Consider the following 25,732-nt stretch of genomic DNA (forward strand, 5'->3'; position numbering starts at 1 on the left):
CCGGCTTCGGCGAGCCGGGCGTCGTGCTTGCGCTCCAGAGCCACAGGCGAACGCATTCGTGCGGCTGCCGGCGCATGTCCTGTTGATCTCGCCAAAAACAAATCCATTTTGAGAGCAAGGATCGGAGTGAGACGAGGTTGCGGAGGTCCTATCCTGCAGGTCATCGCAATGAGGAAAGCCCGAACGATGCCCGTAATCTCCGAACAGACGCCGCGACGCGCCGGTGAGCAGCCTCCCGGCATGGACGCCGCCTACTGGACCGCCGTGCGTGCCAAGGACCGCGCCTTCGATGGAACGTTCTACTATTCCGTCGCCTCGACCGGCATTTACTGCCGGCCCTCATGCCCAGCTCGTCTGCCGAAACGGGAGAACGTGGCGTTTCATAGCTCCTGCGCCGACGCCGAGCGCGCCGGTTTCCGTCCCTGCAAGCGCTGCAAGCCGAACGATGCGGCAGCGGAAGGCCGCCATTCGGCCCTGGTCGCCCGGGCATGCCGGCTGATTGAGAAAGCCGAGGAGCCGCCCAAGCTTGACGACTTGGCCGAGGCCGCGGGCCTGAGTACGTTTCACTTCCATCGCCTCTTCAAGGCCGTTGCGGGCGTTACGCCGAAGGCATACGCCGACGCATACCGGCAGCGGCGGGTTCGGGCCTACCTGAAATCGAGCAAATCCGTAACCGAGGCCTTTCATGACGCCGGGTTCAATTCGAGCAGCCGGTTCTATGCCAGCGCAACCGAGGTTCTCGGCATGACACCGACCGATTTTCGCGCGGGCGGCGCCAATGCCGATATGCGGTTCGCCGTCGGCGAATGCTCGCTCGGCTCCATCCTCGTTGCCGCGAGCGACAAGGGCATCGCGGCGATCCTTCTCGGCGATGATCCGCAGGCGCTCGTCCACGATCTCGAGGACCGCTTTCCGAAAGCCAATCTCATCGGCGGCGATCGCGCCTTCGAGGACGTGATGGCGAAGGTGGTGGGCCTAGTGGAGGCGCCAGGCACGGGCCTGGACCTGCCGCTCGACGTGCGCGGCACGGCTTTCCAGCACCGCGTCTGGGAAGCTCTCCGCGAGATCCCCGCCGGCAGCACGGCAACCTATACGGATATCGCCGAACGGATCGGCATGCCGAAAGCCGTGCGCGCGGTGGCGGCGGCGTGCGCGGCCAACAAGATCGCCGTGGCCATTCCCTGCCATCGTGTGGTTCGCAGCGACGGCTCCCTTTCAGGTTACCGATGGGGCGTCGAGCGCAAGCGTACGCTTCTCGAGCGCGAAGGCAAATGACAGCAGATTTTGCGGCGATGGTCTTCGCAGCGACGCGGACGTCGGTGGGCGATGCTTCATGAGAACGTTGCTTGTCATCGGCATCGGCGCCGGCAACCCGGATTTCATGACCGTGCAGGCCATCGATGCGCTCAAGCGCGCCGACGTCGTCTTCGCCTTCGACAAGGGTGAAGCAAAGGACAGCCTGGTGCGCGTGCGCAAAGAGATCTGCGAGCGCTTCATCGGAGACCGCCCCTATCGCTTCGTCACCATCGAGGACCCCGTGCGCGATCCGCGTCAGCGTGGATACACGCGTGGTGTCGAGGATTGGCATCGCGCGCGTGCTGAAAAACTCGCAACACGGCTTGCGATCGAGATTCCGGATGGCGGGTGCGGCGCCTTTCTCGTCTGGGGCGACCCGGGGCTTTACGACAGCACGCTGCGCCTCATCGACATCGTGCGCGCCGATAGCGGACAAGCCTTCGCGTGCGAGGTGATCCCCGGTATCAGCAGCGTTCAGGCACTCGCCGCCCGCCATCAGATCGTGCTCAATGCCATCGGCGGCGCGGTGACCATCACCACAGGGCGCGCGATCGCCGAGCGGGGCCTGCCACGCGATGCCGAAAGCATCGTCGTCATGCTGGACGGGGGCGAGGGCTTGAAAGCTGCAAGCCGCGAGGACGTGGACATCTACTGGGGCGCCTATCTCGGCACGCCCGACGAGCAGCTCACGGCGGGCCGGCTGGCCGATGTGATCGACGAGATCGAGCGCCTGCGGGCCGAGGGAAAAGCGCGCCACGGCTGGATCATGGACACATATCTCCTGCGACGGCGTAGTGCTTAGAGCACGTTCACGCGTGATGGAATCCGCCGTTGTTGGGTGAACGCGCTCTAAGTGTTTATTTGAGAGACTGATTCACGTTCTCGGTGGGTGCGTGTCCGCGCCCGCCGAGAACGATCAGGCTCTAGTCAGGCACGCGAAACCGACAGAACGTGGAAGAACGATCCGGTCACGCTGCCGGCACGCGAGCCCGCGGACGTCATCGCGCTCGCTTCTTCATCGGGCGCGAGCAGCGGCTCGCCGGCATCGGATATGAGCGACGCGTAATGGAACTCATGGCCGTAGAGCCGCGTGCCTTTGCGGCCCAGCGCGCAGTCGGCTTGCAGAACCGCCCGGCGATAGCCGAGGTGCAGGCGCCGATCGCGAAACGATGTCTCGGCGGGCAGCAGCCCGGCCATCGCATGGCGGTGACCATCCGCATCCTCGAGCCCACGGCCGAGCACCATGTAGCCGCCGCACTCGCCATGGATCGGCACGCCGCGCACCGCCATTGCACGAAGGCCCGCCATGAACGTTGACGCGGCAGCGATGCGACCGGCGTGCAGCTCTGGATAGCCGCCGGGCAGCCATACGGCATCTGCATCACGGGGTGGTGCCTCGTCCGAGAGCGGGGAGAACGGCAAGATTTCCGCCCGTGCCACACGCCAACCCGCGATCACATGATGGTAAGTGAACGAGAACGCCGCATCGCAGGCGAGAGCGATGCGCTGCCCTGGCGGAGCGACAGCGCAGACGGTCGGCGTGACGCCCTGTGCAGAGCCACTCGCTTCCCATGCCGCCGCGAGCAGCGCGTCGAGATCGACGGACGTCGAGACACCGTGCGCGATGCGCTCGATGCGGGCGGCGTAGTCCGCCTGCTCCTCGGCCTGCACGAGCCCGAGATGGCGCTCTGGAAGCCGCATGCCTTCGCTCCGGTGAAGCGCGCCGAAGATCTCAAGCCCGATACGGTCGAACGCGGGGCGGATCAGCGCTTCATGGCGTGGGCTCGCAACCCGGTTCAGAATGACGCCTGCCACCTGTACGTCCGACCGATAGCGCACGCAGCCGAGCGCCAGCGCGGCGGCCGTTTCCGTCTGCCCGGAGACATCCAGCACGAGCACGACCGGCCAACCGAGAAGCGCCGCCAGATCAGCTGTGGATCCGGAGCCAGAAAGACCGCGGTCGGGGCCGCCGTCGAAAAGCCCCATGACGCCTTCTACGATCGCGAGGTCAGCACCGGCGGCCGCGTGGGTGACGATGCTCGTGATCAAGCTGCCCGACATCGCCCAGGTGTCGAGGTTGTAGCTCGGACGCCCGGCCGCGCGCTCATGATGGCTGGTGTCCAGATAATCCGGGCCGACCTTGAATGGCTGAACCGACACGCCCCTCTGTCGAAGCGCGGCCAACAGGCCGAGGGCGACGGTGGTCTTGCCCGAGCCGGAACCGGGCGCGGCGATGATGAGGCCGGGTGGCCTGCGTGATCCAAGAGACATCAGCGCCCCCTGTAGCGGCGCTGGTAGTCGGCGCTGTAGAGCGCACTCTCGCGGAAATCGTTGCAGGCGAGCGCGCGCCCGACGAGGATCAAGGCCGTGCGATCGATACCCGTTTTCTCGACGGCACCCGCGATGGTGGCAAGCGTTCCGCGCACGATCTCCTGATCCGGCCAACTCGCCCTGGCTACGACGATGGCCGGGCAGTCGGCACCGTAATGGGGAGTAAGCTCGTCCACCACGCGATCGAGGCTCTGGATCGAAAGATGGATCGCGAGCGTCGCGCGCGTTGCGGCGAAGGCGGCCAGCGTCTCCGTAGATGGCATGGCCGAGGCGCGGCCGGGCGTGCGCGTCAGCACCAGAGACTGGGCCACCTCAGGCAGCGTCAGCTCCTGCCCAAGCGCCGCGGCCGCCGCCGCGAAGGCAGGCACGCCGGGCGTCATCGTGTAGGGAATGCCGAGCGCCTCGAGGCGGCGGATCTGCTCCCCCACCGCGCTCCAGATGGATAGGTCGCCCGAATGCAGGCGCGCGACGTCATGGCCGGCGCTGTGCGCGATCTCGATCTCGGCCATGATTTCATCGAGCGAGAGCGGCGCCGTATCGACAATACGCGCTCCCGGCGGGCAGTGCTCGAGCAGCGCTTGTGGGATGAGCGAGCCCGCGTAAAGGCAAACCGGCGAGGCCGCGATGAGGTCGCGGCCGCGCACCGTGATCAGATCCGCCGCGCCGGGCCCTGCGCCGATGAAATGCACGGTCATGATGCGCTCCCATCACCGATAGCGAAGGCGCACGTTGCTTTAGGCAGCGTAATCCGCGGGCCGAGAAGCCGTGCGTTTGGTCCGCCCGCGAGCAGCGCTGCCGCCTCGGCGACCGAGGGCGTGCCCTTATGCAGGAGCGCCGGCGGCGAGTGCGTCAGCACCGTGGGCGCGGTACTGCGCAGCTCGTCGGCCGTGAACGCCACCAGCTCGACGCCAAGGCGGCGCGCCGCTTCGCGCAGACCCGGCTCCTCGCACTTGGAAGCCTCCGTGGCGATGACGGCGATCTCCCCGACGCATCCCAGGCTCGTGCGCGCGGTCTGGATCGCCGCCTCGATCTCCTCGACAGACGCTCCCCGCCGGCAGCCGATGCCGCACACTAGCATGGCTTCGTCACTCGCCAGTGCATCACCGGCCGCGCTGGCGACCAAGCCAGTTCATGACCCAGCGGGCTCGCGCGTGCCACGGAGAGGCGCACGAGATCGCCGCCGAGCTTGTCGTGGAGTGCGAGCATCCTCTGCTCCGTCCTGAGCGTGACCGCATTGGCGACGAGCCGCCCTCCCCCCTTCAGCGCCGCCCATGCCGCTTCGAACACGCCCGCGTCACACATGCCGCCGCCGAGGAACACGGCATCGGGCGCGGGTAGCCCAGCGAGCGCGTCGGGGGCGCGGCTGGTGACGATCCGCAGCTCCGGCGTGCCAAGCGTGACCGCGTTACGCGCGGCCCGCTCCGACCGCTCCGGCCGTTCCTCCACGCCTATCGCGCGCATGGACGGATGGCGTAGCAGCCATTCGATGGCGATGGATCCGGCGCCGAGCCCGACATCCCACAACAGCTCGCCCGGCCTGGGAGCGAGAGACGACAGCGTAACGGCGCGGATCTCGCGCTTCGTCAGTTGGCCATCGCTTTCGAACAGACTGTCTTCGAGACCGGATGCGAGGCCGGGCACCAGCGCACTTGCCGGCCGGGGCACTTCGACCGCCACTGTGTTCAGAGCTTCGACATCCGCGTAAGCAAACTCCGACGCCAAAGCCGCCCGGATGCGCTCGCGCGGCCCACCCAGCGCTTCGAGAACGGTGAGCGACGCCATCCCGAGACCTTTCGCCGTAAGAAGCTGGGAGAGACGGCCGGGTGTCTCGCCGTCCCACGAGAGCGCCAGGATCCGCGCGCCGGGGTGCAGATGCCGGATGATGCTCTCCAGCGGACGACCGTGCAGCGTGATGAGCGCGGTATCCTGCAACGCCCAGCCGAGCCGCGCCGCCGCTAAGCTGAACGCCGAGGGCTGCGGCAGGCAGAGGATCTCGTCAGGCGGGATAATCTCAGCGAGCTGCTTGCCGACGCCATAGAAGAATGGATCGCCGCTCGCCAGCACGGCAATCGGCCGCCCGCGCCGCGCAATGATCTTTGGAAACGCCTCGCTGATGGGGCTCGGCCATGGCAACGGCTTGCCCCGAATAGCGTCCTGCGCCAACATGAGATGGCGCTTGCCTCCGACGACGAGTTCGGCCTCCCCGAGGAGCGCCGCCGCAACGTCGGAAAGCCCGGAAAGGCCGTCCTCACCGATGCCGATTAGCGCCAGCCAACGCTTGTTCGGCCGCTCCTGGGGCTGCTCACTCATGAAACCCCTCTTGGACGCACCCTCGATGCAAGCCACCGCAAAGCGCATCCTGATTCTCGGCGGCACGACAGAGGCGTCTGCCCTGGTGCGCCGTCTCGCCGCTGATCCGCGTTTCGATGCCACGCTCTCGCTGGCCGGGCGTACGCGGAGCCCCGTTGGCATCGCGGGAGTGGCGATGCGCGTTGGCGGCTTCGGTGGGGCGGACGCTCTCGCCCATTGGCTGAGGACTTCCGGCATCGATGCCGTCATCGATGCAACGCATCCCTTTGCGGCGCAGATCTCGGCCAACGCGTATGCCGCCGCCATCGCCGCGGGCATACCGCTTTGCACGGTCGTGCGCCCGCCGTGGTCCGCCGTGCCTGGTGACGTATGGCATACCGTTGCATCCGCAAAGAAAGCAGCCGTTGCTTTGGGAGCAGAGCCGAGACGCGTGCTCCTGAGCATCGGCCGGCAGGAGGTAGGCGCGTTTCGAGGCGCGCCGCATCATGCCTATGTCATCCGCTCCATCGAGCCGCCGGACGAAACCACGCTGCCACTCGATGTGAAACTCATCCAGGCCCGCGGCCCCTTCGCCCTCGCGGATGAGATGCGGCTGCTCACGTCCGAACGCATAGACGTGGTCGTTACCAAGAATGCCGGGGGCGGCGCGACCTATCCTAAGATCGCTGCAGCGCGTGAGCTCGGCCTTCCCGTCGTCATGATCACGCGTCCGTACAAAGCCAGCAGCCATGCTGTGGCCAGCGCTGAAGAGGCTGTTGCCTGGCTCGAGCGCCATCATGGCATGTCTCGCTCGGAGCGCGGTGTGTAGACCCAGCGCATTGCGCCGCCGCACTTGATGACCCGCGTCCGGCTCGAGCCGATGAGAACGAGCGTGCGCATGTCGGCGTGAGCGGGATCAGCCCATCCCAGCCGCTCGATGCGCATCGTTACATCCGATGTACCGGCCGCCCTGACGAAGACGACGGGCGTATCGTGCGCCTTCAATCCGCGAAGCACCGCCAGCGCATCACCGAGCTGGTGCGGGCGCGCGCGTGATGCCGGGTTGTAGAGCGCAATGACAAAGTCTCCATACGCAGCGGCCTCCAGGCGCCGCACGATGGTCGCCCAGGCCTTGAGGTTGTCGGAGAGCGAGATGGCGCAGAAGTCACCGCCGAGCGGCGCTCCCGCATGGGCGGCCGCGGCGAGCATCGCCGACACGCCCGGCTCGATGCGGATGTCGAGCACGCGCCATGCGGACGGGCCCCCTTCGAGCGCCTCGAACACAGCCGCGGCCATGGCGAACACGCCTGGGTCTCCGCTGGAAACGATGACGACCTTGTTTCCTTCTGCCGCCAGCGTCAGGGCGTGGCGGGCACGCTCGATCTCGACACGGTTGTCGGAGGCGTGGCGGCGCTGCCCGTTCGCCGCGAGCGGCACGCGATCGAGATAGGTCGTGTAGCCGACGAGGTCCGTCGCCTCAGCGAGTGCCCGGCTCACGGCCGGCGTTGTCAACTCGGCGCTGCCGGGCCCCAATCCCACGACGGCCAGCGTTCCCTTCATAGCCGCCGACCCTGACCGGGAATGATCACCATGGCGAAGTAGGTTCCTTCGACGTCATCCATTTCGGCGAGTGGAACGATGCGCTCGTCTGGCATCGTGCCGCGCTCGACGTAGATCGCGCGCTCAATCAGGCCCGCCGCATGCACGGCACGGCGCACCTTCGCGAGGTTGCGCCCAATCTTCATGATGACGGCAGCATCCGACGCGGCAAGTCGATGCGTCAGGCTCGCCTCATCCAGCGTTCCGGGCAGAACAGTCAGGATATCGTCGCCCCAGGTGATGGGCGCGTTGGCGCGCGTCCAGCAGCCGGACATGCCGGTCACGCCAGGGACGACCTCCACCGGCACGATCGGCGCGAGGCGGCGCCACATGTGCATGAACGAGCCGTAGAAGAAGGGATCGCCCTCAGCCAGGAGGCCGACGGAGCTATGCCCCCTCACCTCAGCCTCCAGGACCTCGGCCGTCTGGCGATAGAACGCGGCGATCTGGGCTTCGTAGTCGGGATGCCCGGACGGGATCTCATCGGTCACGGGGTATTCGAACCGGAGTTCTCGGCGGCCGGAGCCCACCAGCGGCGATACGATCCTGCGAGCGTTGCCCTGCCGGCCCGTCTTCGCGAAGTACGCGAGCACGTCCACGGAGCGCACGAGAGCCGCCGCGCGCAACGTCATGTAGCGGGCATCGCCTGGGCCGACGCCAATGCCGTAAAGCGTGCCGGCCTTCGCCTTTCCGGCGATGTCCTCGAGCGTGCTCATTCGATCTCGCTTGCGAGCGCATTGACTGCAGCCGCCGCCATGGCGCTGCCGCCCTTGCGGCCGGTGACGATCAGGTGCGGACAATACTTCGATGCCCTTAGCGCCTCCTTGGATTCGGCGGCGCCGACGAAGCCGACTGGAATGCCGATGATGGCGGCCGGGCGCGGCGCGCCCTCGTCCAGCATCTCGAGCAGCCGAAATAGCGCCGTCGGCGCATTGCCGATGGCGACAACGGATCCGGCGAGCCGAGGCAGCCAAAGATCGAGTGCCGCGGCGGACCGCGTCGTGCCCATCGCGCGCGCCAGTTCCGGTACGCGCGCGTCTCCTAGCGTGCAGATCACCTCGTTGCGTGCGGGCAGGCGGCTGCGGGTGACGCCGTGGGCGACCATATTGGCGTCGCATAGGATGGGCGCGCCTGCGAGCAGCGCATCGCGGGCCGCCTCGGCGAAATCCTCCGACATGACGACGTCCCGGGCGATCTCCACCATTCCGCACGCGTGAATGATGCGCACCGCGACCTTCTCGGCATGACCGCTGAACCGCGAAAGATCGGCTTCGGCGCGGATGATCGAAAACGAATTGCGATAGATCTCCGATCCATCCCGGAGATATGTGCGGTCATGCTGCATGCGTCAGACTCTGGCATTCAGAATGGCGGGCAAACGGTGAAACGCGGCGGCGTCAATAACGGCGCTCTGAGGAGTCGCAGCCGTGCCGTCACGGACAATGGCGAATCCGTTCGGATTGCCGACCAGCACGAGATCAGCGGGTTGCGAGCGCGCGCACCCCTTGGTGCAGCCGGAAACGTGAACAGAGGCCACGCCGTCAAGCGGCATCAGCGCTGCGATCTTTCGTGCCGCCGAACGCGTATCGGCACACGCCGAACGGCATGCCGGCGCACCCGGGCACGCGTCGATCGACATCAGCGGATCGCCGGGAGCGATGACGAGGCCAAGCTCTTTCGCCACCGCGAGCAATCGCATTGTCTGAGCGTCGCCTGTCACCGGTGCATAAAGTGCACGCCACGGCGAAAGCCTGAGTTCACCGACGCCAAGATGGAGCGCCGCCTCTGCGAGGCGCGAAAGATCATGCGCCGTGATGCGCCCGAATGGTGCGCCTATGCCAACCGCGATCGGCTTGCCTGCGCCGATGACACCGAGCCGAGTATCTTGGCCCGCATTGGAGATCACTGCCTTGCAGGGCATTCCATGCTCTGCCAGAGCCTCGCGCAAAACGGCAACGGCTGCGGGATCTAGGTTGCGCATGCGTGTGCGTTCGCTCAACCGTGCGAGCGAGATGAAAGCCCGCGCCAGCTCGATCGCCGCCATGTGCGCTTTATCGGGGGCGAGCAGCCGTAGCCATTCCGTATTCAGCGTCGTGTCGATGCCGATGGCGATCCTGGTTCCGTCCGGCGTGGATACGGCCTTGAGCCGGATGTCGGCTCGCTCGCCGTCGAGAAACAGCACGCCGCCGCCATCGGCGATGAACCCGAATTTTCCTGGAAGCGCCCACAGTGCAGGCGTTTCGCAAAGAGTCGTTTCCAAAGCCGCAGCGATCGGCCGGACATCGCAAAGCTGCGCAGCATCGATGCCGGCAAGCGGGCTCACCATGACGTTGCGCACGGCCTCCGCTTCGGCGTGCACATCCAAGAGGCCGCTTTCCGACAAGGCGTGCCAGACCGCCGGAAGATCGCTCTCATCGAGGCCGCGGATCTGTAGGTTTGCCCGGCGCGTGAGATCGATGAGACCGTTTCCGTGACGCCGTGCGATCTCGGAGAGAGACAGCGCTTGCCGTGCGCTCAAGGCGCCGGTGCGAGGGCGCACGCGGACGATCAGGCCATCGCCCGTTTGCATGGGCCGCAGTGCTCCCGGACACCATCCCTTCACCGTGGCAGGAGCAGCCGCATCCAGGCGCGCGCTCATGATGCGCCCTCCTCGCCTTTTTCGCCCTTGCCCGCATACGCGAGCACCTGCGCAAGCTCGGCCTGCACGGCGTTACGGCGCGGCGTCCAGAGCTGCCGGTTGATTGCGTCCTGGAGGCGCTCGGCCATGGCGTGCATGGCCGAGGCATTGAGGTCGAGCAGCGCCGAGCGCCTCGCCTCATCCGCGATGATGCTGTCGTGGACGGCATCGAAAAGATGATCGCCGACGATGCCTGCCGTGGCTGCGAACGCATAGAGCACATCGATGCCCTGGGCGATCTCGGCCACGCCGCGATGGCCATGCCCGATCATGCCGGCAATCCAGCGTGCGTTGGTGAGACGCCCGCGCACGATGCGGACGATCTCCTCCTCGATGGTGCGGGCACGCGGCGCCTCGGGCCGGCTCGTGTCGAGGTGATAGAGCGAGGGCGTGCGTCCCATCTGGGCGGCTGCGGCGGCGAAGCCGCCGGCGAAATCAGCAACGCCGTCGCCATCGAGGAGATCGCGCTCACGATCGTCCTGCGGGTGGACGAGCGCATCCGCGGCGGCGACGCGATCGGCAAACTCCTGTGGCGCTGGCCGCTCGGCGCTGTCCGTACCGTAGGCATGGGAAGACGCCTCGAGATAGGCGGCGGCGATCTCGTCACGCGTCTCCCAGGGCCCATCGAGGACGGCGGAAGCCGCGCCCGCGCCATAGGTGCCAGGCTCGCTGCCGAAGATGCGTGTGAGGCTCTCGCCCCTGCGGCTTGCAGCAGCCAGCGGATTCCAATCATCGGGCTCGTCCCGTTCGGCGACGTGGCGCACGGCAAGATCGAACAGCGCGATTTGGGCCGGGAAGATGTCACGAAAAGATCCCGATATACGCAACGTGACATCGATGCGCGGACGCTCGAGCTTGGCGATCGGCAACACCTCGATGCCGACGACGCGGTTCGAGCCATCATCCCATTGGGCCCGCGCGCCAATGAGCGCGAGTGCCTGGGCGAGGTCGTCACCTCCCGTGCGGAGCGACGCGGACGCCCATAGGTCGAGCATGAGCGCGCGCGGATAATCGCCGTGATCCTGGAGATAGCGGCGCACCACCTCGTCGGCGGCGCGCTGGCCGACGATGGCGGCCGTGCGGGTCGGCACCGCACGCGGATCAATGGTCGTGAGGTTGCGGCCCGTCGGCAGCACGTCGCGCCGGCCGCGCGTGGGCGCGCCGGACGGGCCGGGCGCCACGCGGCGCCCATCGAGCGCGCTAAGCAGGGCTTCCCGCTCGTGTTCTGCGCAATCGGCGATCGCGGTTTCCATCGCCGCGATATCAATACCCGGAGCTGCGCGCACGATGGCGGCCGCCAAACTGGCGCGAGGCTTCGCCGATGGGGTCCGCCCGAAGACGTGGAGATGATCGCGGATCGCGAGGTCCTTGATGTCGCAAAGCTGTGCGTCGAGCTTGGCGATCGCGTCGCGCGGCGGATCCCCCACCTCGACGCCGCAATCCTTAGCGAGACCCGAGCGCCAGGCCCGGTCCAGGATCTCACTCTCGAGAATCGCGATACGGCGCCGGTCGACGCCGTCGGCTTCGGCATATTCCTCGATCAGGCCTTCGAGCTCTCCGAGAGGACCTTCGAGACCCGCTTCGCACAGCGGCGGTGTCATGTGTCCAATGGTGATAGCGGAAATGCGCCGCTTGGCTTGCACGGCCTCGCCGGGGTTGTTGACGATGAACGGATAGATCACCGGAACAGGGCCGAGAACGGCTTCGGGGAAACACGTGTCTGACAACGCCAGCGCCTTGCCGGGCAGCCATTCAAGCGTGCCGTGCGTGCCCATGTGTACGAGCGCGTCGATCCGCTCTTCGTGACGCAGCCAGGCGTAAAGCGCCACGTAAGCATGGCGCGGCGGAAGTGCGAGATCGTGGTAGGCGGCCTTGCGGTCGCTGTGGCTGCCGCGATCCGGCTGCAGCGCCACGACGAGATGCCCGCGCCGGACACAGGGGAAGCGGAAGCGCCCATCGCGGCACGCCGGATCACGATCCGGCTCACCCCATGCGCTCACGAGCGCTTCGCGTATCTCCTGCGGCAGGCTCGCGAGATGGCGTTCGTACCATTCGAGCGGAACTTCGATTGTCTCGGTTAGGATCTCGCCGGCAAGCCGGGCGATGAGATCACCCGGCGCGACGGGATCGGAACCGACCCTGTATCCCGCGGCACCGAGCGCTTTTACGATCTCAACCACGCTCTCTGGCGTATCGAGACCACACGCATAGCCGGTGCGGCCTGCGCGATTGGGATAGTCGGAGAGCATCAGCGCGAGCTTGCGCTCCGCTGCCGGCTTGCGACGCAGGCGCACCCACGCCGTGGCGAGATCCGCCACGAACCCGACGCGGCCCGCATCCGGCTCATGAACGACGCGCGCATACTCTAGGCGAGGCTCGGCCGAAAGATCGGCCTTGAACGAAATGGCGCGCGTGAACAGGCGGCCATCCAGCTCGGGCAGCACAACGTTCATCGCGAGATCGCTCGGCGACAGGCCGCGCGACGCCTCGCTCCACGCCTCCCGCGGATGCCCCGCAAGCGCAACCTGCAGCACGGCACAGTCGGCTGCATCGAGAAGCGTCGTCTCGTCGGCGCGCAATGCGGAGAATGCGGTCGCGTTGAGGATCACATCGGGGCGGACGCGGGCGATCAGATCTTCGACCGGGGCCGCGACCTCCGGATCCTTGAGGCTCGTCACGGCGACCGAGATCGCGCGAAGGCCGCGCCGCGCGAGCTCTTTGGCAAGCATAGACACGGGCTTCATATCGCCCGCGAGCAGGCTTGCACGATAGAAGACGACGAGTGCAACGGGCTTGCCGGGCGCGCTCTCAATGCTCGCGAGCGGGATCGGCGTGCCGTGCGTATCGACGGCCAGCACAGATGCGAGTTCGGTGGGCGGATCCGCTTGCGCATCTCCGCCAAGCAGACGCACGGCATAGAGCAGCAGATTGCGCGCGTTCGCCGGCCCGCCAGCGCGGAAATAGCTATCGAAGGCAATCAGCGTTTCACGCGGCACCGTGGAGATCGCATCGAGGCGCGGATCGCGCCGATCGTCGCCCGGCAGAGCAACGAACGGCAGTCCGCGCTCGCGCGCAACGTCGGCGATCCGCTCGAAGCCGTAGCGCCAGTAGTCCAGTCCGCCGAGTCCACGCACGATGACGAGACGGGCGCCCGCGATGACGCGATCGATATAGAGATCGACCGACATCGGGTGACGAAGCTTCTTGAGGCTCGCCAGGCGGAGCGTCGGAAAGCGCGACGGCTCCTCGCTCCAGACAGTTGCGAGCGCGGAGAGATCGCTATCGCTGAACGACAAGACGACGACGTCGGCCGGGGTCTGGCCCAGATCCACCGCGCCGTCTATCTCATCCAGCGAACCCGTCTCGACCGCCAACAGATGCATTTTTTATCCTACGCGCGCCCAATCGCCGCTGCGATCGCCTCGCGGTCGATCCCCTTTTGCCCGATGACGACGAGGCGTCCCTGGCGAGAGTCTTCGGGGGCCCAGGGGCGATCGAACTGATGCTGAAGGCGCGACCCCACGCCCTGGATGAGCAGGCGCATGGGTTTGCCCTCGATCTCGGCGAAGCCTTTGATCCGCAGGATGTCGTGCGCGTCGGCAGCACTCCGGATGCGCTCCAGGAGGCTTTCCGGCGTTGCGAGCCGCGGGATATCGATCACGAACGTGTCGAAATCGTCGTGGTCGTGCTCGGCCTCGCCGTCATGATGGGAGGGGCGCGCGGCAAGGTCACTCTCCGCCGCCGCACCAAGGCCGAGCAGCACGTTCGCGTCGAGCGCTCCGCGAGCTGCCTCGATGACCTTCACCGCGCGGGGGACAGCGGCCCTGATTTCAGCGGACACCGTCTCGCGCTCCGCGTCCGTCATGAGATCCGTCTTGTTGAGCACGATTAGATCGGCGCAGAGAAGCTGATCCTCGAAGACCTCTTCGAGCGGGTTCTCGTGATCGACGGACGCATCCTGGGCCCGCTGAGCGGCCAGCGCCTCGGGATCGTCGGCGAAGCGGCCCGCAGCAACCGCCGCCCCATCCACCACGGCAATGACGCCATCTACCGTCACGCGCGAGGCGATGGCCGGCCAGTTGAACGCCTGCACGAGCGGCTTCGGGAGCGCGAGGCCCGAGGTTTCGATCAGGATATGCTCGGGCGGTTCCGGGAGTGCGAGAAGACTTTCGAGCGCCGGCACGAAATCATCCGCCACCGTGCAGCAGATGCAGCCGTTGGACAGCTCGACGATGCGATCCCCGCTACAGCTTTCGATGCCGCAGCCTTTGAGGATCTCTCCGTCGATGCCGACATCGCCGAACTCGTTGACGATGACGGCAAGACGCCGGCCGGCGCCGCTCTCAAGGATGTTGCGCACGAGCGTGGTTTTGCCGGCGCCGAGAAAGCCGGTGACGATGCTGCACGGCACTTTGGCAAGCGCGTTCACGATGGAGTCTCCTGCGGGTGAAAAAAGCCGAGCGGCGGCACGCGGGCGACAACGCCCTTGCGGAAGGCCTCGGGCCGCTCCTTCCAAGGAATGATGCCGTTCTCCGACTGCGCATAGGCGCGCGCGGAGGCGATGATCTGATCGAGATGCGTCTCCTGCTCGAGGTTGCCGATGAGGTAGGTCCACTTCTCCCGGCCCACGAGCGCGATGGTGCTTGGGCGATTGCACACGGCCAAGCACTCGACGGGCGTTACCTTGATCGCCTCGTCCCCCGCGAGCTTCTCCTCGAGAGCCGAGGCAAGCTCGCGGCCCGGCTGACGGAAGCCCTCGCCGTCCGGTTTCGCCTGTCGGCACGAGACGCATACGAACACTGTGATGGCCGTCGTATCGGTTATCGACATGGCCTAGCCCTCGGCCGTTGCGAGGCGCTCGTTCCGCTGCCAGACCCAGCCGACGAAGACCCCGGTCAGAGCCCAGAGCACGGCGTGCACGGCAAGGGAGAGAGATGCGAAACGGGCCGCCAGTTCCGCCGGAACACGGCTTGCGTCGATCTCCGCCGGATGCGGAGCGCCGACGACATGCGGAGCCAGAAGCAGCAGAACACCGAGAGCCGGCAGGGCAAGGCCGCGCGACCGGAAAAGCAGCCACAGCGCGACGGCCGTCGCCATCGCCGTCGCGATCCACCATGCTTGCCGCTCAATCAGGTCAGCCGCCTGCATACCCGGCAGCTCGGGGGAGAGACCGGCTGCAGGCGCGAGGCCTGTCGCTACGAATCCGGCCGCCGCCCAGGCCAAAGCGCGCCGCGTATCGATCGGATCGCCGGAGGCCAGCAATCCGGCGAGCAGCAGGAAGGCAAAGCCGACGGCCGTCGCAACCGTTACGGTGCTGGTATAGAACGTGCGCTCGAACCCATCGGCGGGCGCCCATTCATGATCGCCCTCCCCGTGCCCCGCATGAGCGAGGAAGAGGCGGGCCCCATGCATCTCGTAGAGCGGCGTTTGAGCCGATGCATGCGTCGAGCCTTCATACGCTTCGGCCGCGATGATGAGCGGCGTCGTGGTGACATGCTGCAGCGCCGCCACGAGCAAGCCAGCGGCGAAACCGGCCGCAAGAGCGGCCGCGAGAACGCGCGTGATCATGGTCCGCTCGCTCAGTGGCAGGGAAAGCTGAGCGCGTGGCGCGTGTCGTGTCCGGCGTTGTGCAGCGTCGCCGAGTGCGAGAAGCCGGCCGTAAAGACCAGGCCGACGCCGAGCAGGAGAGCCAAGGCCGCAGCCTTAAGGGCCTCCGACCGCTGTCCGGCGGACGATATGGAAACGGAATAGGATTGTGCGTTCACGAGACATCTCCTTGACCACCCCTCCGGGGTCATATGAGCTCATTCGATCGTGACGGCCGGTCTCCTGGCTCTCGGGTCTTCGTGTTTGGCCGCCTTCCCGGTTTCCCAGTGGCATTCCGACAAAACACTCGCCGATTACAGTTGCGGGGGCAGCTGCGGATTTGCCGTTGGCACGGCGCACCGTATTCCCGTTCAATCCTCTTGCGAGGAACCGTCTCCCGGTTTGATAGAGGCTAGCGGCGCCGCGCGTCAATGGAAATCAGGCGGACGCCAAGCTGCGGCCCGCGCATCCTCTCTCGTGAAATGCTCGAAGCCCAGCGCCGTCTCAGGCGCTATACCCTTGCGAGGATCTGCGCGCGGCTCGATAAACTTCGCCACGCGTCAATCGCGGCCGGACGCTCCGAAGCGCCCAATGAAGGAGATAGTACGCATGCAGACAAGCGGACACGACGATACGAGGCACAAAGAGAAGATGGCCAAGCGCAAGGCGGTTCAGGACGCAGAGGTGGCGTCCAAGACCGTCGAGAAAGGCCTTCTCATGGTGCATACGGGCACGGGCAAGGGCAAATCGACCGCCGCCTGGGGCCTTCTGTTGCGCGCGCTCGGGCGCGGCATGCGCGTCGGCGTCGTGCAATTCGGCAAAGGCGCGTGGCAGACGGGCGAGCGCAAGGCGATCGAGACGTTTGGCGATCAGGTCGTGTGGCACACGCTCGGCGAGGGCTTCACCTGGGAAACGCAAGATCATGCGCGCGACGTCGCCGCCGCCGAGGCGGCTTGGTCTGTGGCCAAGAGGCTGCTCGCCGATCCGTCCTTCAGCCTCATCATCCTCGACGAGCTCAACATCGCGCTGCGCTACGAGCATCTCGCGCTTGGCGATGTGGTGGCGACGCTGAAGAGCCGGCGACCCAATCTGCACGTCGTAGTGACCGGCCGCAACGCGAAGCCCGAGATGATCGAAGCGGCGGACCTCGTGACGGACATGACGCCCGTCAAGCACCACTTCGCTGCTGGCGTCAAAGCGCAGGCGGGCATCGAGTTCTGAGACCATGAAAGCCATCATGTTCCAGGGCACCGGCTCCGACGTTGGCAAGTCGCTGCTGGTGGCAGGCTTGGCTCGCGCCTTCACCAATCGCGGCCTTCGCGTGCGGCCGTTCAAGCCCCAGAACATGTCGAATAATGCGGCTGTGACGGCCGATGGAGGCGAGATCGGCCGGGCGCAAGCGCTGCAGGCTCGCGCGGCACGCGTTGCGCCCAGCGTGCATATGAACCCCGTGCTGCTCAAGCCGCAGAGCGAGATCGGCGCGCAGGTGGTCGTGCAGGGACGCGTCGTCGGTAATGCGCCGGCGCGCGCGTATCACGGCATGAAGCCACGGCTGATGGAGGCGGTGCTGGAAAGCTTCCGACTGCTCGCCAGCGAAGCCGACATCGTGCTCGTGGAAGGCGCTGGCTCCGCCTCCGAGGTCAACCTCCGGAGCGGCGATATCGCCAACATGGGCTTTGCGCGCGCTGCCAACGTGTCCGTCGTCCTGATTGGCGACATCGAGCGGGGCGGCGTCATCGCAAGTCTCGTCGGCACCAAATGCGTGCTCGAGGCTTCGGACGCCGCGCAAATCGAGGGGTTCATCGTCAACAAATTCCGCGGCGACCCGACGATGTTCTCGGATGGCATGTCTCTCATCGAAGGCCGCACCGGGTGGAAAGCGCTCGGATTGGTGCCCTACTTCGATGGCGCCAATCGCCTGCCGCCGGAAGACAGCCAGTCTCTTTCGGCCACAAGCGCCCAAGCTGCTGGTGCGCGGCCATTGATCGCCGTGCTTGCCTATCCGCGCATCGCCAACTTCGACGACATCGATCCGCTCCGCCTCGAGCCCGGCGTCGAGACCGTATTCCTGCGCCCTGGCGAACCCATCCCCGGAACTGCGTCGCTCGTCATCCTTCCCGGCTCGAAAGCAACCATCGCCGATCTCGCGGCGCTCCGCGCGGCGGGATGGGATGTCGATCTATTGGCGCACGTCCGCCGCGGCGGGCATGTGCTCGGCATCTGCGGCGGCTACCAGATGCTGGGCCGCAAGGTGGCGGACCCGGACGGGATCGAAGGTCCGCCAAGCGTGGTGCCGGGCCTCGGCCTGCTCGACGTCGCAACCGTGCTCGAAGGCGGCAAGGTGCTCGCCGAGGTCGAGGGAGCGACGTCGGATGGCACGCCGATCAAGGGCTACGAAATGCACGTGGGGCGCACCACCGGCCCCGGGTGCGCGGCTCCCATGATCCGCTTCGCAGGCAGGCGCGGCGATGGCGCCGTCAGTGCATCCGGCCGCGTTTCCGGCTGCTATGTGCACGGGCTGTTCGCGAACGATCACTTTCGCGCGCAACTCCTCGAGCAGATGGGCGCGTCGGGCTCCGCGCTCGACTACGAGCGCGAGGTGGACGCGACGCTCGACGCGCTCGCCGCCCACCTCGAAGCCCACATCGATTGCGATCGCTTGCTTGATCTCGCGCGCGCCGTCTGACCGTCAGCGCGCGCATCCTGCATCACCAAGTGACGCCTGCCTTGACCAGGAACGTGCGGCCAGGCTGCGTATAGGCATTGTATCTCCCGAGCACCGATGGGCTTGCGATCGCATAGTCGAAATAATCGACGTCGAAGAGGTTCTGCACACCCGCCGACCAGAAGAACCGGTCGATCTCACCGCCGAGCCGCAGGTCGACCGTTGTGTAGTCGGAGATCAGGGGCTGGACATTCGCCTGGTCGTTGTCCATGCGGCGCTCGCCGACATAGGTGACGGCTGCGTCGAGCGTCAGCCATGTCTCGATGATATCCCAGGACAAACTCATATTGCCGGTCCACGGCGAGACGAGCGGCACGTCATTGCCTGCAAACGGTCCAGCCCGGAACTCGGCGTCGGTGTAGGTGAGATTGCCGCGCAGCCGGACATCTTTCATGACTTGCCAGCTCGCGATCGTCTCGACGCCGCGGCGACGCGTGGGGTCGAGGTTGGTGTTGCCGAATACCGCCGGGCTGTAATGCAGCTCGTCAGTCAGGTGCATGTCATAGTAGCTCGACTGAACCTCGAATGACCCGAGCTGAAACCGCACACCGACTTCCCAATCGTCTGACTTCTGCGTGCGCAGTCTGAAGTCCGTAGGATAGACAACGGGCGAAATGCGCTCGTCGATATTCGGGACGCGGAAGCTCTGGGCCAGGCGCCCGAGCAGTGTCACTCCCGGAATGAGTTTGTGCTCAGCGCCGAGATGCCAGGCGTGGTTGGTCTTGCTCTCGTCGAGCGCCTGGCCGCCCGCGTCCGGTAAAGGCTGTGGCGCAAGCGGATCGTAAATATCCTGTATCGTCGTCTCGTTGCGCTGGATGCGGCCGCCAGCCGAGACATCGGTTGTTGGCAACACGCTTACCGTCTGCTGCCAGTAGCCGGCGAAGGTTTTCTCTCGACCATCGAACGTGTGGATGGGAGCCAGGCCTTCCAACCAGCTTCGATGCGACTCGTAATCGGTATCGTAGAAATCGATACCGGCGATGACGCGTGACGGCAGCCCGAAGAACGGCAGAGTGATTATGGTGCGTGGTGTAAGTGATGCCGTGGTGAGGTCCGTGTCGGAATACCTGTGAAAGAAATCGAAGTCGTAATCGAAGTAGGCCGCCTGCTGCTCCTTTCTCCGAATTCCGCCGTCAACGATCAGCTCAACGTCGCGTGTCAGCATGTAGTTCAAGCCGATCGTCGCGCGGATACCCTGCTTGTCGGCAAAATCGAGCGGCGTGGCCGTGCCGCGGGGATCATCGCGAACCAGATCGATCCCCAATGAGGGATCGACGAGGCGCCCGCCAGGCAAACGCATCTTCTGATCGTCGGCCGCCAGATTGAGGAAAACGCTGCCACGGCTGAACGACCAGCGGAAATCGCCCACTGCAGATTTTTGCCGCGTTTCGTTGTTGTCTCGGTAGCCATCGGACTCGAAATAGTTGCCGTTGACGAAAGCTGAGAAGGGACCCGACGAGCCGCTCGCGGAAATGTTGCCGTCTCGGGTTTCGAAGGAGCCCAAGCCGCCCTCGATGCGCACCTGATTGGGCAAGTCGGCGCCGCTGCGTGTCACAATGTTGATGACGCCGCCGACAGCGCCGTCGCCGTAAAGCACCGCGCCTGAATTGCCGCGCGTGATCTCGATGCGCTCAACTGAGTCCTTCGCAATTGTAGACAGGTCAAAGCCTGCCAAGTCCCAGTCGTTCAGCCTGCGTCCGTTGACCAGAACAAGAGTGTTGGAAGACGCCGCAGCCCCGAAGCCGCGAATATCGACCGACGTGCCGACGCCATTGACGCCACCGTAGAGGGTCTTCGCCTGTACCCCCGCCTCGCGCGCAATGATGTCGGCAAGTGTGGTCTGCGGTGCGCGCTCGATCTGCTCGCGAGAGACGATCGTCGTGGACGAGCCGGTGATGCCGCCGCCGCCCGCGACCGGTCCACCGGCGCCACCTGTTGCCGAGGCGCCGGACGTTGGACCCTCTCCAGGCGTGGCGCCGACATCGGTCAGCCTGGTGTCGGTCGCGTTGGCGGCCTTCTTGCGCCGCTTCTTGGCCGCGTCCGCCGTCTCGACGACGAGGGCGGGCAGCTCCTCCGCCTCCTGAGCCAGTGCGCTCGAGCTTGGCGTTGCAAGAACAGCCACGGACGACAACAGGAGTGCGCTCAGAGAGACGCCACAGGCGCGCGTTGCGGTGACACGATGAGACTTCTGCAAAGGTTTCCCCGTCACGGATGATGACGAGAGCCCCGTCCAGTGCGGCCGTTCCGGATCGCCATGCAAAACGCATATCGCGGGCGCAGCGGATGCTCCGCAGCGCCGCTCCATGCCGCAGAGCGATCTCGTTATCTTGCGATCAGTGGGTGAAGGAAACCCCGGCCATACCTGACGTCGCTCCCGATCGGTTGCACATCAGCCGCCACTACGGGTAACCGTTCCTTCGGGCGTCCCGCACCGAGGATGGGCAGCTTGCAACGGCAGGTCTCCTGGCTCACGGCTCAAGCGTCGCTTTCCAGCCTTCCCGAGGTTTCAAGAAGAAGCCTCAGTGGCATCGTTGGAAAGGACTTGCCGCTAACAGTTGCGGGCGCAGCCACGGGATCGGCACAGGATGCTTCGAAAAGCGTGCGCCTCACCGTGTTCCCTTTTGGTCGCCGAGCGCTTTCGCGCGCAGTGACACCGTCACACGATCAGTGCGCCCGAGACAGAACACAATGTCAACGCAATTCATCAGGGGCAAACGCAGGTGCCGCACGTCACGCGGCACTTCTGCAACAAGCTGCCCTTAGGCATTGAGCCAGATCAATCCCGATACCGGATCAATGTTCGGTAGCCGATCACAACTCCTGTGACGGAGACGATCAGGCCGGCGATCGACAACAGCCAGACGACGATGTCGCGTGCGGGCTGGTTATGCAGCAACACCGGCAGGTCGTAGTCGTGCAGGAAATTGAAGAGCCAACGATACGTCCGCGCGCTGCGATCGATGACGCCGGCGATCGTTCCCGTTGTGGGATCGAGGAACAGCCATGTCGCGGACGGATCATCGAACTGCACCCTGATGGCCGGAAGCGGACGGCTGTGGTGGTGAGAATACCAATAGACATCCTCTTCCGCCACACGCGCGGCCTTTACAGCCGACGCGGCCGGAAAAGCGCGGCGCGCGGCCGAGATCAGCTCCTCGTCGCCGAACGTCATGGGTGCTCCGGACCGCGCATCTGCCAGCGAAAGGCTTTCAGCGTTGCGGACGATCATGTATGCGCGGCCGGCAGCCCACGCGAACGCGATCTCTGTCGCGCCGCTGCGAACGGCAGCTCGCGCGAGCGCTTCGGTCGTGATGCCGTAAGGTGCTCCTTCGCGCCATCCTGCGTAGGCGATGCGCTGTGCGTCCGAGAACTGAGTTCGCGCAAAGAGATGAAACGGGTTCACCGAAAGCCAGCCGCTGGCGATCCAGGCGGTGAGGAACAGCCCACCTATGAGGCCACCGACATGGTGCCATTTCATCCAGCCGCGATAGGGCGTGACACGCCCTTTCGAATAGGGTTTGCGCACGCGCAGGCGCAGGATGCCGATCCAAAGACCGGTGACGGCGCCGATGACGAGCGGTCCTGATAGCCACATGACGGACTGGCGCCAGAGCTCCTGGCTCGTGCGGATCGGAGAGAAGTAGATCCAGTGCGGCACGGCGCCGAGCCAGTTCCAAAACCGCTCGCTGCGGGTGGCGTTCTGCACGATCTCGCCGGTCGTCGAGGACACGTAGACGCTTGTGCCGAGGCCACCGTCGAGGCTGAAGCGGTAAAGCGGCCGATGCGGCGCGAAGCGACGCGTGACGGTCCATTGATCGTAGTCGAGCGTTTCTACGAGCGTGGCGGACACACTCGGGAACGCTGCCGCAACGTGGCGATAGGCTTCATCAGGGGTGACGTTACGGATCGGCCGGCCCGTCAAAGCCGAGATGGCCGTATGGTTTCCGTTCGCGACGATCCGGTAGACCGGCTCGTCCGCCAGCATTTCGAGCCGGAACGTCGCGGGCAGCGTTTTCACGCCTGCGGCTTCCAGAGCTTTGTCGGGTGCGATGCTTACGCGCTCCGCCGCGATCGGCGGCAGGCTCGCGACGCGTTCCTCGTCGGTCCACGACGGGAATGGCACGTAGAGCATCACGAGGCCCGAGAGGAACCACATGACGCAGAGCAGGCACGTCACAACGCCGAGCCAGCGGTGGCCCCAATAGAGCCACCGCTTGCCCGCTTTCACCATGCCGCGCCACGCCTCCGATCGAACGCGCGATGCCGGCATAATCCTGGTCTCATGACGTCCCATCTCAATACTTGATGCGGTAGCTGAGCTCCGCCGAGCGCGGCGGCGCGAGCTGCCATTCGTAGGAGCCGCCGCCCGTCGCGTACTTCTCGTCGAAGACGTTGAACACGCGCAGCGCGATCGCGCTCTTCTCATCGACGTCGTAGGAGAGGCCCATGTTGACGACCGTCGACGAAGGCCGCTTCACCGCGTTGGCGTTGTCGTTGTAGATCGAGCCGATCCACTGAATGCCAGCGTAGGCTTCCCAGCTGGGCAGGAACGCCCACGTCAGCCAGCTGTTTACGACCTGCTCCGGAACGTTGGCTGGCCGGTAGCCCGCATAGTCGATCGCCGGATCGGTGCCGCTGCTCGGTACCATGAAGTCGTCGTAGCGAGCTTCCAGAAGCGCGACGTTGCCGTCGTAGCGAAGCGTGTCCGTAAGCTGTACGCCGAGCGACGCCTCGACGCCGCGCGATGACTGCTGGCCGACTTGGCGCACGATCTGGGAGTTGTTCGGATCACGCGAGAGGATATCGCTCTTCTCGATATCGTAGGCTGCGAGCGTCCACTCGCCCCGGCCCTGCCAGAACGACTGCTTGACGCCGATCTCATACTGACGGCTCGACGAGAGCTTATACTCCGATTGCGTGAGGTTCATGCTGATGAGCGCGCCGCTCACGGGATCAACGGCCGTTGCATATTGCGCGTAGAAGGCCAGTCCCGGCACTGGCGTATAGACGGCGCCGACCCGCCACGACGTTTCCGAGAAATCCTTTTCGAAATAGCTGTCGGGCGTGATGGGATCTTCACGCTTCAGCGTCACCTCGTCGAGTCGGATACCGGCGACGAGCGTCAGCTCCTTTGACAAGGTCAGCTGGTTCTCGGCAAAGAACGCGTATTGGAACGTATCGGACTCGACGCGCGGACGGACGGGATCATTGTTCCTATCGGTGAACCAGCCAGGATCCGGATTGAACAGATCGACATCGGACGTGCCGGCATACGGACTGTTGCTCCGGTTCAAAAAGTCGATCTGATTGACATCGAAGCCGACCACGAGCGCGTTCTTGACGCCGCCGCCAAGAGATGCGCGGAAGGTGGCGTCGAAGCGGTTTCCGATCTGCTCCTGGTCATGGAAGATCTCGATGTAGTCCGTACGGGTCACCTTCCCGATATCGGCAAAGTAACGATAGCCTTCCACGTTGTGCCAGTGCCGGTTGCTCGTCAGGCGATAGGCGACGTTGCGCAGTTCCAGCCAGTCGGTCGGGCTCCACTCAGTCTTGAATTGGGTCCAGTTGTCGACGTAGCTCACGTCGCTGTCGCGCACGTTGTAGCTCTTGTCGCGGATGCTGTCAGGGATGCGGCCGTTGACCAGCGGCGTACCCCAGTAGCGCAGCGGCGACTGATCGGCGTGGTCGTGCGAGACCGTGAACTGGAGGTCGCTCGATGGGCGATAGGTGAGCGCGCCGGAGAACGCCAGGGAGTGAAAATCGCCTTCGCGCTCCAGCCATCCATCCGATCGGATACCGCTCGCGTCGAAGCGATAGAAGAGCTGGTCGCTGATGGGGCCACCCGAGCCGACGCCGAAACGCTGCGTGTTATCGGTGCCGATCGCCACCTCTCCCTCATGCGCGACGTAGTCGGTCGGCTTTTTTGGCACGACGTTGATAACGCCACCGACGGCGCCTTCGCCGTAGAGCACGGAAGCTGGTCCGCGCAGCACTTCGATGCGTTCGGCGGACCAGGTATCGAACGGAAACGTCACCGTTCCGGAGCCGACGTAGAGGCGCGTGCCGTCATAGAGCTGCATGACGGAGCCGTGACCTGCGAAGCCGCGCGCTGCCAGGCCCGTGCCGCCGTTGCCCGGCGCAGCCGTGGACGAAAAGCCCGCCGCGTTCTGCGTGATCGCCTGGTTGACGTTGGTCTGGCCACGATCGCGGATCGTATTGCCGGGAATGATCTCAACGCTCGCCGGTGTCTCGAGGGGCGAAAGGCCGAGGCGGCTGCCCGTCTGCGCGGGAGCATCGAGGTTGAGCCCGGGGCGGGTTTCTCCGCCCTCCCCGGCGCCACTTGCGAACTCGACGTCGCCCAAGGGCTGCGATTGGGCGGCCGCGGATTGCGCAGGCTCGCTCGTTGATTTCTTCTTGGCCTGCTTGGCCGCCGCCTTCGTCGTCACCTCGACCGGTGGCAGCTCCTGCGCCTGCTCAGCAGACTGCGCAGCCTCCTGGGCCACGGCGCTGGAAGCGGCGGGTGCAAGGGCCGCACAGCCCGTCAGCAGAATGGAGCGGATGGAGTGGCTTGCAAAAGATTTCGTCCGAATTTGAAACAGCATGAGATCCCGTCACGATTGATGGACGGGAGCCCGCAGTCACGCCTCATGAGACCAGCCGCACGGCATGGCGAGCCCGCGGGAAACGCGGCGCCTGCAAGGCTTGCAGCCGAAGTCTCAGATCAGTTTGTTAGAGAAACGAAATTTCCCTCGGCATGCCTGACGTCGCTCCCGATCGGTTGCACATCAGCCGCCACTACGGGTAACCGTTCCTTCGGGCGTCCCGCACCGAGGATGGGCAGCTTGCAACGGCAGGTCTCCTGGCTCACGGCTCAAGCGTCGCTTTCCAGCCTTCCCGAGGTTTCAAGAAGAAGCCTCAGTGGCATCGTTGGAAAGGACTTGCCGCTAACAGTTGCGGGCGCAGCCACGGAATCAGCCTTTTCGGCTTCACCGTGTTCCCTCTTCGTCTCCAGCCGCTCGCGCGTCTGGAGACACCGTCACGGCTCTAAAGCGCATCACCATCGTTCGCATGTCAATCGCCCCGGCCGAGAGGCGTGTCGATTAACATTCGTCGCGACGCTCTTCTGCAACACTCGGCCCGTCGGCTAGTCTGGAAATAGGAATCTTGCAGCGGATTGTCTTGATGCTGGTACTCCGTGCCCTCGCCGCCTTCGGCAGGGTCTCGAAGGA

At 65.5% G+C, this 25,732-nt stretch carries 21 protein-coding genes and 3 riboswitches; of the genes, 5 read left to right on the forward strand and 16 right to left on the reverse strand.

Features of this window, described 5'->3' with window-relative positions; all coding sequences use genetic code 11:
- Positions 1 to 240: 240 nt before the first annotated feature.
- Together ada and cobF are read left to right on the forward strand one after the other, a co-directional pair.
- Positions 241 to 1,275, forward strand: a complete 1,035-nt coding sequence (ada, locus tag V7P99_RS00265) for a bifunctional DNA-binding transcriptional regulator/O6-methylguanine-DNA methyltransferase Ada (RefSeq protein WP_333792989.1) — start codon at positions 241 to 243, stop codon at positions 1,273 to 1,275.
- Positions 1,276 to 1,333: 58 nt separating this feature from the next.
- Positions 1,334 to 2,098 (forward strand): precorrin-6A synthase (deacetylating), encoded by a 765-nt coding sequence (gene cobF / locus V7P99_RS00270; protein WP_333792812.1) that lies wholly within the window; start codon positions 1,334 to 1,336, stop codon positions 2,096 to 2,098.
- Positions 2,099 to 2,223: 125 nt separating this feature from the next.
- Here cobF and V7P99_RS00275 read toward each other — a convergent pair whose 3' ends face one another.
- The 4 genes from V7P99_RS00275 to cbiE are packed head-to-tail and all read right to left on the reverse strand — an operon-like array spanning position 2,224 to position 5,937.
- A complete protein-coding gene (locus V7P99_RS00275; RefSeq protein ID WP_333792813.1) occupies positions 2,224 to 3,567 on the reverse strand; it encodes a cobyrinate a,c-diamide synthase in 1,344 nt (447 codons plus the stop codon).
- Positions 3,567 to 4,322, reverse strand: coding sequence for a precorrin-4 C(11)-methyltransferase (gene cobM / locus V7P99_RS00280; protein WP_333792814.1), 756 nt, complete (start codon positions 4,320 to 4,322; stop codon positions 3,567 to 3,569). The genes V7P99_RS00275 and cobM overlap by 1 nt, the downstream gene beginning before the upstream one ends.
- Complete coding sequence (locus V7P99_RS00285; protein WP_333792815.1) at positions 4,319 to 4,705, reverse strand: cobalamin biosynthesis protein; 387 nt, start codon at positions 4,703 to 4,705, stop codon at positions 4,319 to 4,321. The genes cobM and V7P99_RS00285 overlap by 4 nt, the downstream gene beginning before the upstream one ends.
- Positions 4,699 to 5,937, reverse strand: a complete 1,239-nt coding sequence (gene cbiE / locus V7P99_RS00290; RefSeq protein ID WP_333792816.1) for a precorrin-6y C5,15-methyltransferase (decarboxylating) subunit CbiE — start codon at positions 5,935 to 5,937, stop codon at positions 4,699 to 4,701. Before cbiE ends, V7P99_RS00285 begins: the two co-directional genes overlap by 7 nt.
- 25 nt (positions 5,938 to 5,962) lie before the next feature.
- On the opposite strand from cbiE, the gene V7P99_RS00295 reads away from it, so the two are divergent.
- Complete coding sequence (locus tag V7P99_RS00295) at positions 5,963 to 6,745, forward strand: cobalt-precorrin-6A reductase (protein WP_333792817.1); 783 nt, start codon at positions 5,963 to 5,965, stop codon at positions 6,743 to 6,745.
- On the opposite strand, the gene cobJ is transcribed toward V7P99_RS00295, so the two are convergent.
- From cobJ to V7P99_RS00340, 9 genes are read right to left on the reverse strand one after another with little or no spacing between them, the layout of a single operon-like run.
- The gene (gene cobJ, locus V7P99_RS00300; RefSeq protein ID WP_333792818.1) at positions 6,712 to 7,476 is read right to left on the reverse strand and encodes a precorrin-3B C(17)-methyltransferase; all 765 of its coding nucleotides are present in this window, start codon (positions 7,474 to 7,476) and stop codon (positions 6,712 to 6,714) included. The genes V7P99_RS00295 and cobJ overlap by 34 nt on opposite strands.
- On the reverse strand, positions 7,473 to 8,231 hold the full coding sequence (locus tag V7P99_RS00305; RefSeq protein ID WP_333792819.1) for a precorrin-2 C(20)-methyltransferase: 759 nt from the start codon (positions 8,229 to 8,231) through the stop codon (positions 7,473 to 7,475). The genes cobJ and V7P99_RS00305 overlap by 4 nt, the downstream gene beginning before the upstream one ends.
- Positions 8,228 to 8,860: a precorrin-8X methylmutase gene (locus V7P99_RS00310; protein WP_333792820.1), complete on the reverse strand. Its 633-nt coding sequence runs from the start codon at positions 8,858 to 8,860 to the stop codon at positions 8,228 to 8,230. Before V7P99_RS00310 ends, V7P99_RS00305 begins: the two co-directional genes overlap by 4 nt.
- Before the next feature lie 3 nt (positions 8,861 to 8,863).
- Positions 8,864 to 10,153, reverse strand: coding sequence for a precorrin-3B synthase (gene cobG, locus V7P99_RS00315; RefSeq protein ID WP_333792821.1), 1,290 nt, complete (start codon positions 10,151 to 10,153; stop codon positions 8,864 to 8,866).
- A complete protein-coding gene (cobN, locus tag V7P99_RS00320; protein WP_333792822.1) occupies positions 10,150 to 13,575 on the reverse strand; it encodes a cobaltochelatase subunit CobN in 3,426 nt (1,141 codons plus the stop codon). The genes cobG and cobN overlap by 4 nt, the downstream gene beginning before the upstream one ends.
- Positions 13,576 to 13,583: 8 nt before the next feature.
- A complete protein-coding gene (gene cobW / locus V7P99_RS00325; RefSeq protein WP_333792990.1) occupies positions 13,584 to 14,624 on the reverse strand; it encodes a cobalamin biosynthesis protein CobW in 1,041 nt (346 codons plus the stop codon).
- A complete protein-coding gene (locus V7P99_RS00330) occupies positions 14,618 to 15,022 on the reverse strand; it encodes a DUF1636 domain-containing protein (protein WP_333792823.1) in 405 nt (134 codons plus the stop codon). Before V7P99_RS00330 ends, cobW begins: the two co-directional genes overlap by 7 nt.
- A gap of 3 nt (positions 15,023 to 15,025) precedes the next feature.
- Positions 15,026 to 15,760 carry a CbtA family protein gene (locus V7P99_RS00335; RefSeq protein ID WP_333792824.1) on the reverse strand — a complete coding sequence of 245 codons (735 nt, stop codon included), beginning with the start codon at positions 15,758 to 15,760 and terminating at the stop codon, positions 15,026 to 15,028.
- Positions 15,761 to 15,771: 11 nt separating this feature from the next.
- Entirely contained in the window at positions 15,772 to 15,957 is a 186-nt protein-coding gene (locus tag V7P99_RS00340) for a CbtB domain-containing protein (protein WP_333792825.1), read from the reverse strand.
- 37 nt (positions 15,958 to 15,994) lie between these two features.
- Positions 15,995 to 16,188: riboswitch (cobalamin riboswitch) on the reverse strand.
- A gap of 199 nt (positions 16,189 to 16,387) precedes the next feature.
- Here V7P99_RS00340 and cobO point away from each other — a divergent pair.
- Together cobO and V7P99_RS00350 are read left to right on the forward strand one after the other, a co-directional pair.
- Entirely contained in the window at positions 16,388 to 16,999 is a 612-nt protein-coding gene (gene cobO / locus V7P99_RS00345; RefSeq protein WP_333792826.1) for a cob(I)yrinic acid a,c-diamide adenosyltransferase, read from the forward strand.
- Positions 17,000 to 17,003: 4 nt separating this feature from the next.
- Positions 17,004 to 18,464 (forward strand): cobyric acid synthase, encoded by a 1,461-nt coding sequence (locus V7P99_RS00350; RefSeq protein WP_333792827.1) that lies wholly within the window; start codon positions 17,004 to 17,006, stop codon positions 18,462 to 18,464.
- A gap of 22 nt (positions 18,465 to 18,486) precedes the next feature.
- Here the strand turns inward: V7P99_RS00350 and V7P99_RS00355 are convergent, their stop codons facing one another.
- From V7P99_RS00355 to V7P99_RS00365, 3 genes are all read right to left on the reverse strand, one after another.
- Complete coding sequence (locus V7P99_RS00355) at positions 18,487 to 20,625, reverse strand: TonB-dependent receptor (RefSeq protein WP_333792991.1); 2,139 nt, start codon at positions 20,623 to 20,625, stop codon at positions 18,487 to 18,489.
- A 314-nt stretch (positions 20,626 to 20,939) separates the two neighbouring features.
- Positions 20,940 to 21,176, reverse strand: a riboswitch (cobalamin riboswitch).
- A 103-nt stretch (positions 21,177 to 21,279) separates the two neighbouring features.
- Positions 21,280 to 22,773, reverse strand: a complete 1,494-nt coding sequence (locus V7P99_RS00360) for a PepSY domain-containing protein (RefSeq protein ID WP_333792828.1) — start codon at positions 22,771 to 22,773, stop codon at positions 21,280 to 21,282.
- A 25-nt stretch (positions 22,774 to 22,798) separates the two neighbouring features.
- Positions 22,799 to 25,105 carry a TonB-dependent receptor gene (locus V7P99_RS00365; protein WP_333792829.1) on the reverse strand — a complete coding sequence of 769 codons (2,307 nt, stop codon included), beginning with the start codon at positions 25,103 to 25,105 and terminating at the stop codon, positions 22,799 to 22,801.
- A 230-nt stretch (positions 25,106 to 25,335) separates the two neighbouring features.
- Positions 25,336 to 25,555: riboswitch (cobalamin riboswitch) on the reverse strand.
- Positions 25,556 to 25,732: the final 177 nt, after the last annotated feature.

Origin of the sequence: Hyphomicrobium sp., from assembly GCF_036780825.1 — a bacterium.
Classification (GTDB): domain Bacteria; phylum Pseudomonadota; class Alphaproteobacteria; order Rhizobiales; family Hyphomicrobiaceae; genus Hyphomicrobium_C.

Coding starts and splice junctions, on each gene's coding strand:
- V7P99_RS00360 (WP_333792828.1), bottom strand. CDS start 22,773: ATGCCGGCATCGCGCGTTCGATCGGAGGCGTGGCGCGGCATGGTGAAA.
- V7P99_RS00310 (WP_333792820.1), bottom strand. CDS start 8,860: ATGCAGCATGACCGCACATATCTCCGGGATGGATCGGAGATCTATCGC.
- cobJ (WP_333792818.1), bottom strand. CDS start 7,476: ATGAAGGGAACGCTGGCCGTCGTGGGATTGGGGCCCGGCAGCGCCGAG.
- V7P99_RS00330 (WP_333792823.1), bottom strand. CDS start 15,022: ATGTCGATAACCGATACGACGGCCATCACAGTGTTCGTATGCGTCTCG.
- V7P99_RS00350 (WP_333792827.1), top strand. CDS start 17,004: ATGAAAGCCATCATGTTCCAGGGCACCGGCTCCGACGTTGGCAAGTCG.
- ada (WP_333792989.1), top strand. CDS start 241: ATGGACGCCGCCTACTGGACCGCCGTGCGTGCCAAGGACCGCGCCTTC.
- cobN (WP_333792822.1), bottom strand. CDS start 13,575: ATGCATCTGTTGGCGGTCGAGACGGGTTCGCTGGATGAGATAGACGGC.
- cobF (WP_333792812.1), top strand. CDS start 1,334: ATGAGAACGTTGCTTGTCATCGGCATCGGCGCCGGCAACCCGGATTTC.
- V7P99_RS00305 (WP_333792819.1), bottom strand. CDS start 8,231: ATGAGCACGCTCGAGGACATCGCCGGAAAGGCGAAGGCCGGCACGCTT.
- V7P99_RS00365 (WP_333792829.1), bottom strand. CDS start 25,105: ATGCTGTTTCAAATTCGGACGAAATCTTTTGCAAGCCACTCCATCCGC.
- cobG (WP_333792821.1), bottom strand. CDS start 10,153: ATGAGCGCGCGCCTGGATGCGGCTGCTCCTGCCACGGTGAAGGGATGG.
- V7P99_RS00335 (WP_333792824.1), bottom strand. CDS start 15,760: ATGATCACGCGCGTTCTCGCGGCCGCTCTTGCGGCCGGTTTCGCCGCT.
- V7P99_RS00275 (WP_333792813.1), bottom strand. CDS start 3,567: ATGTCTCTTGGATCACGCAGGCCACCCGGCCTCATCATCGCCGCGCCC.
- cobO (WP_333792826.1), top strand. CDS start 16,388: ATGCAGACAAGCGGACACGACGATACGAGGCACAAAGAGAAGATGGCC.
- cbiE (WP_333792816.1), bottom strand. CDS start 5,937: ATGAGTGAGCAGCCCCAGGAGCGGCCGAACAAGCGTTGGCTGGCGCTA.
- V7P99_RS00285 (WP_333792815.1), bottom strand. CDS start 4,705: ATGCTAGTGTGCGGCATCGGCTGCCGGCGGGGAGCGTCTGTCGAGGAG.
- cobM (WP_333792814.1), bottom strand. CDS start 4,322: ATGACCGTGCATTTCATCGGCGCAGGGCCCGGCGCGGCGGATCTGATC.
- V7P99_RS00295 (WP_333792817.1), top strand. CDS start 5,963: ATGCAAGCCACCGCAAAGCGCATCCTGATTCTCGGCGGCACGACAGAG.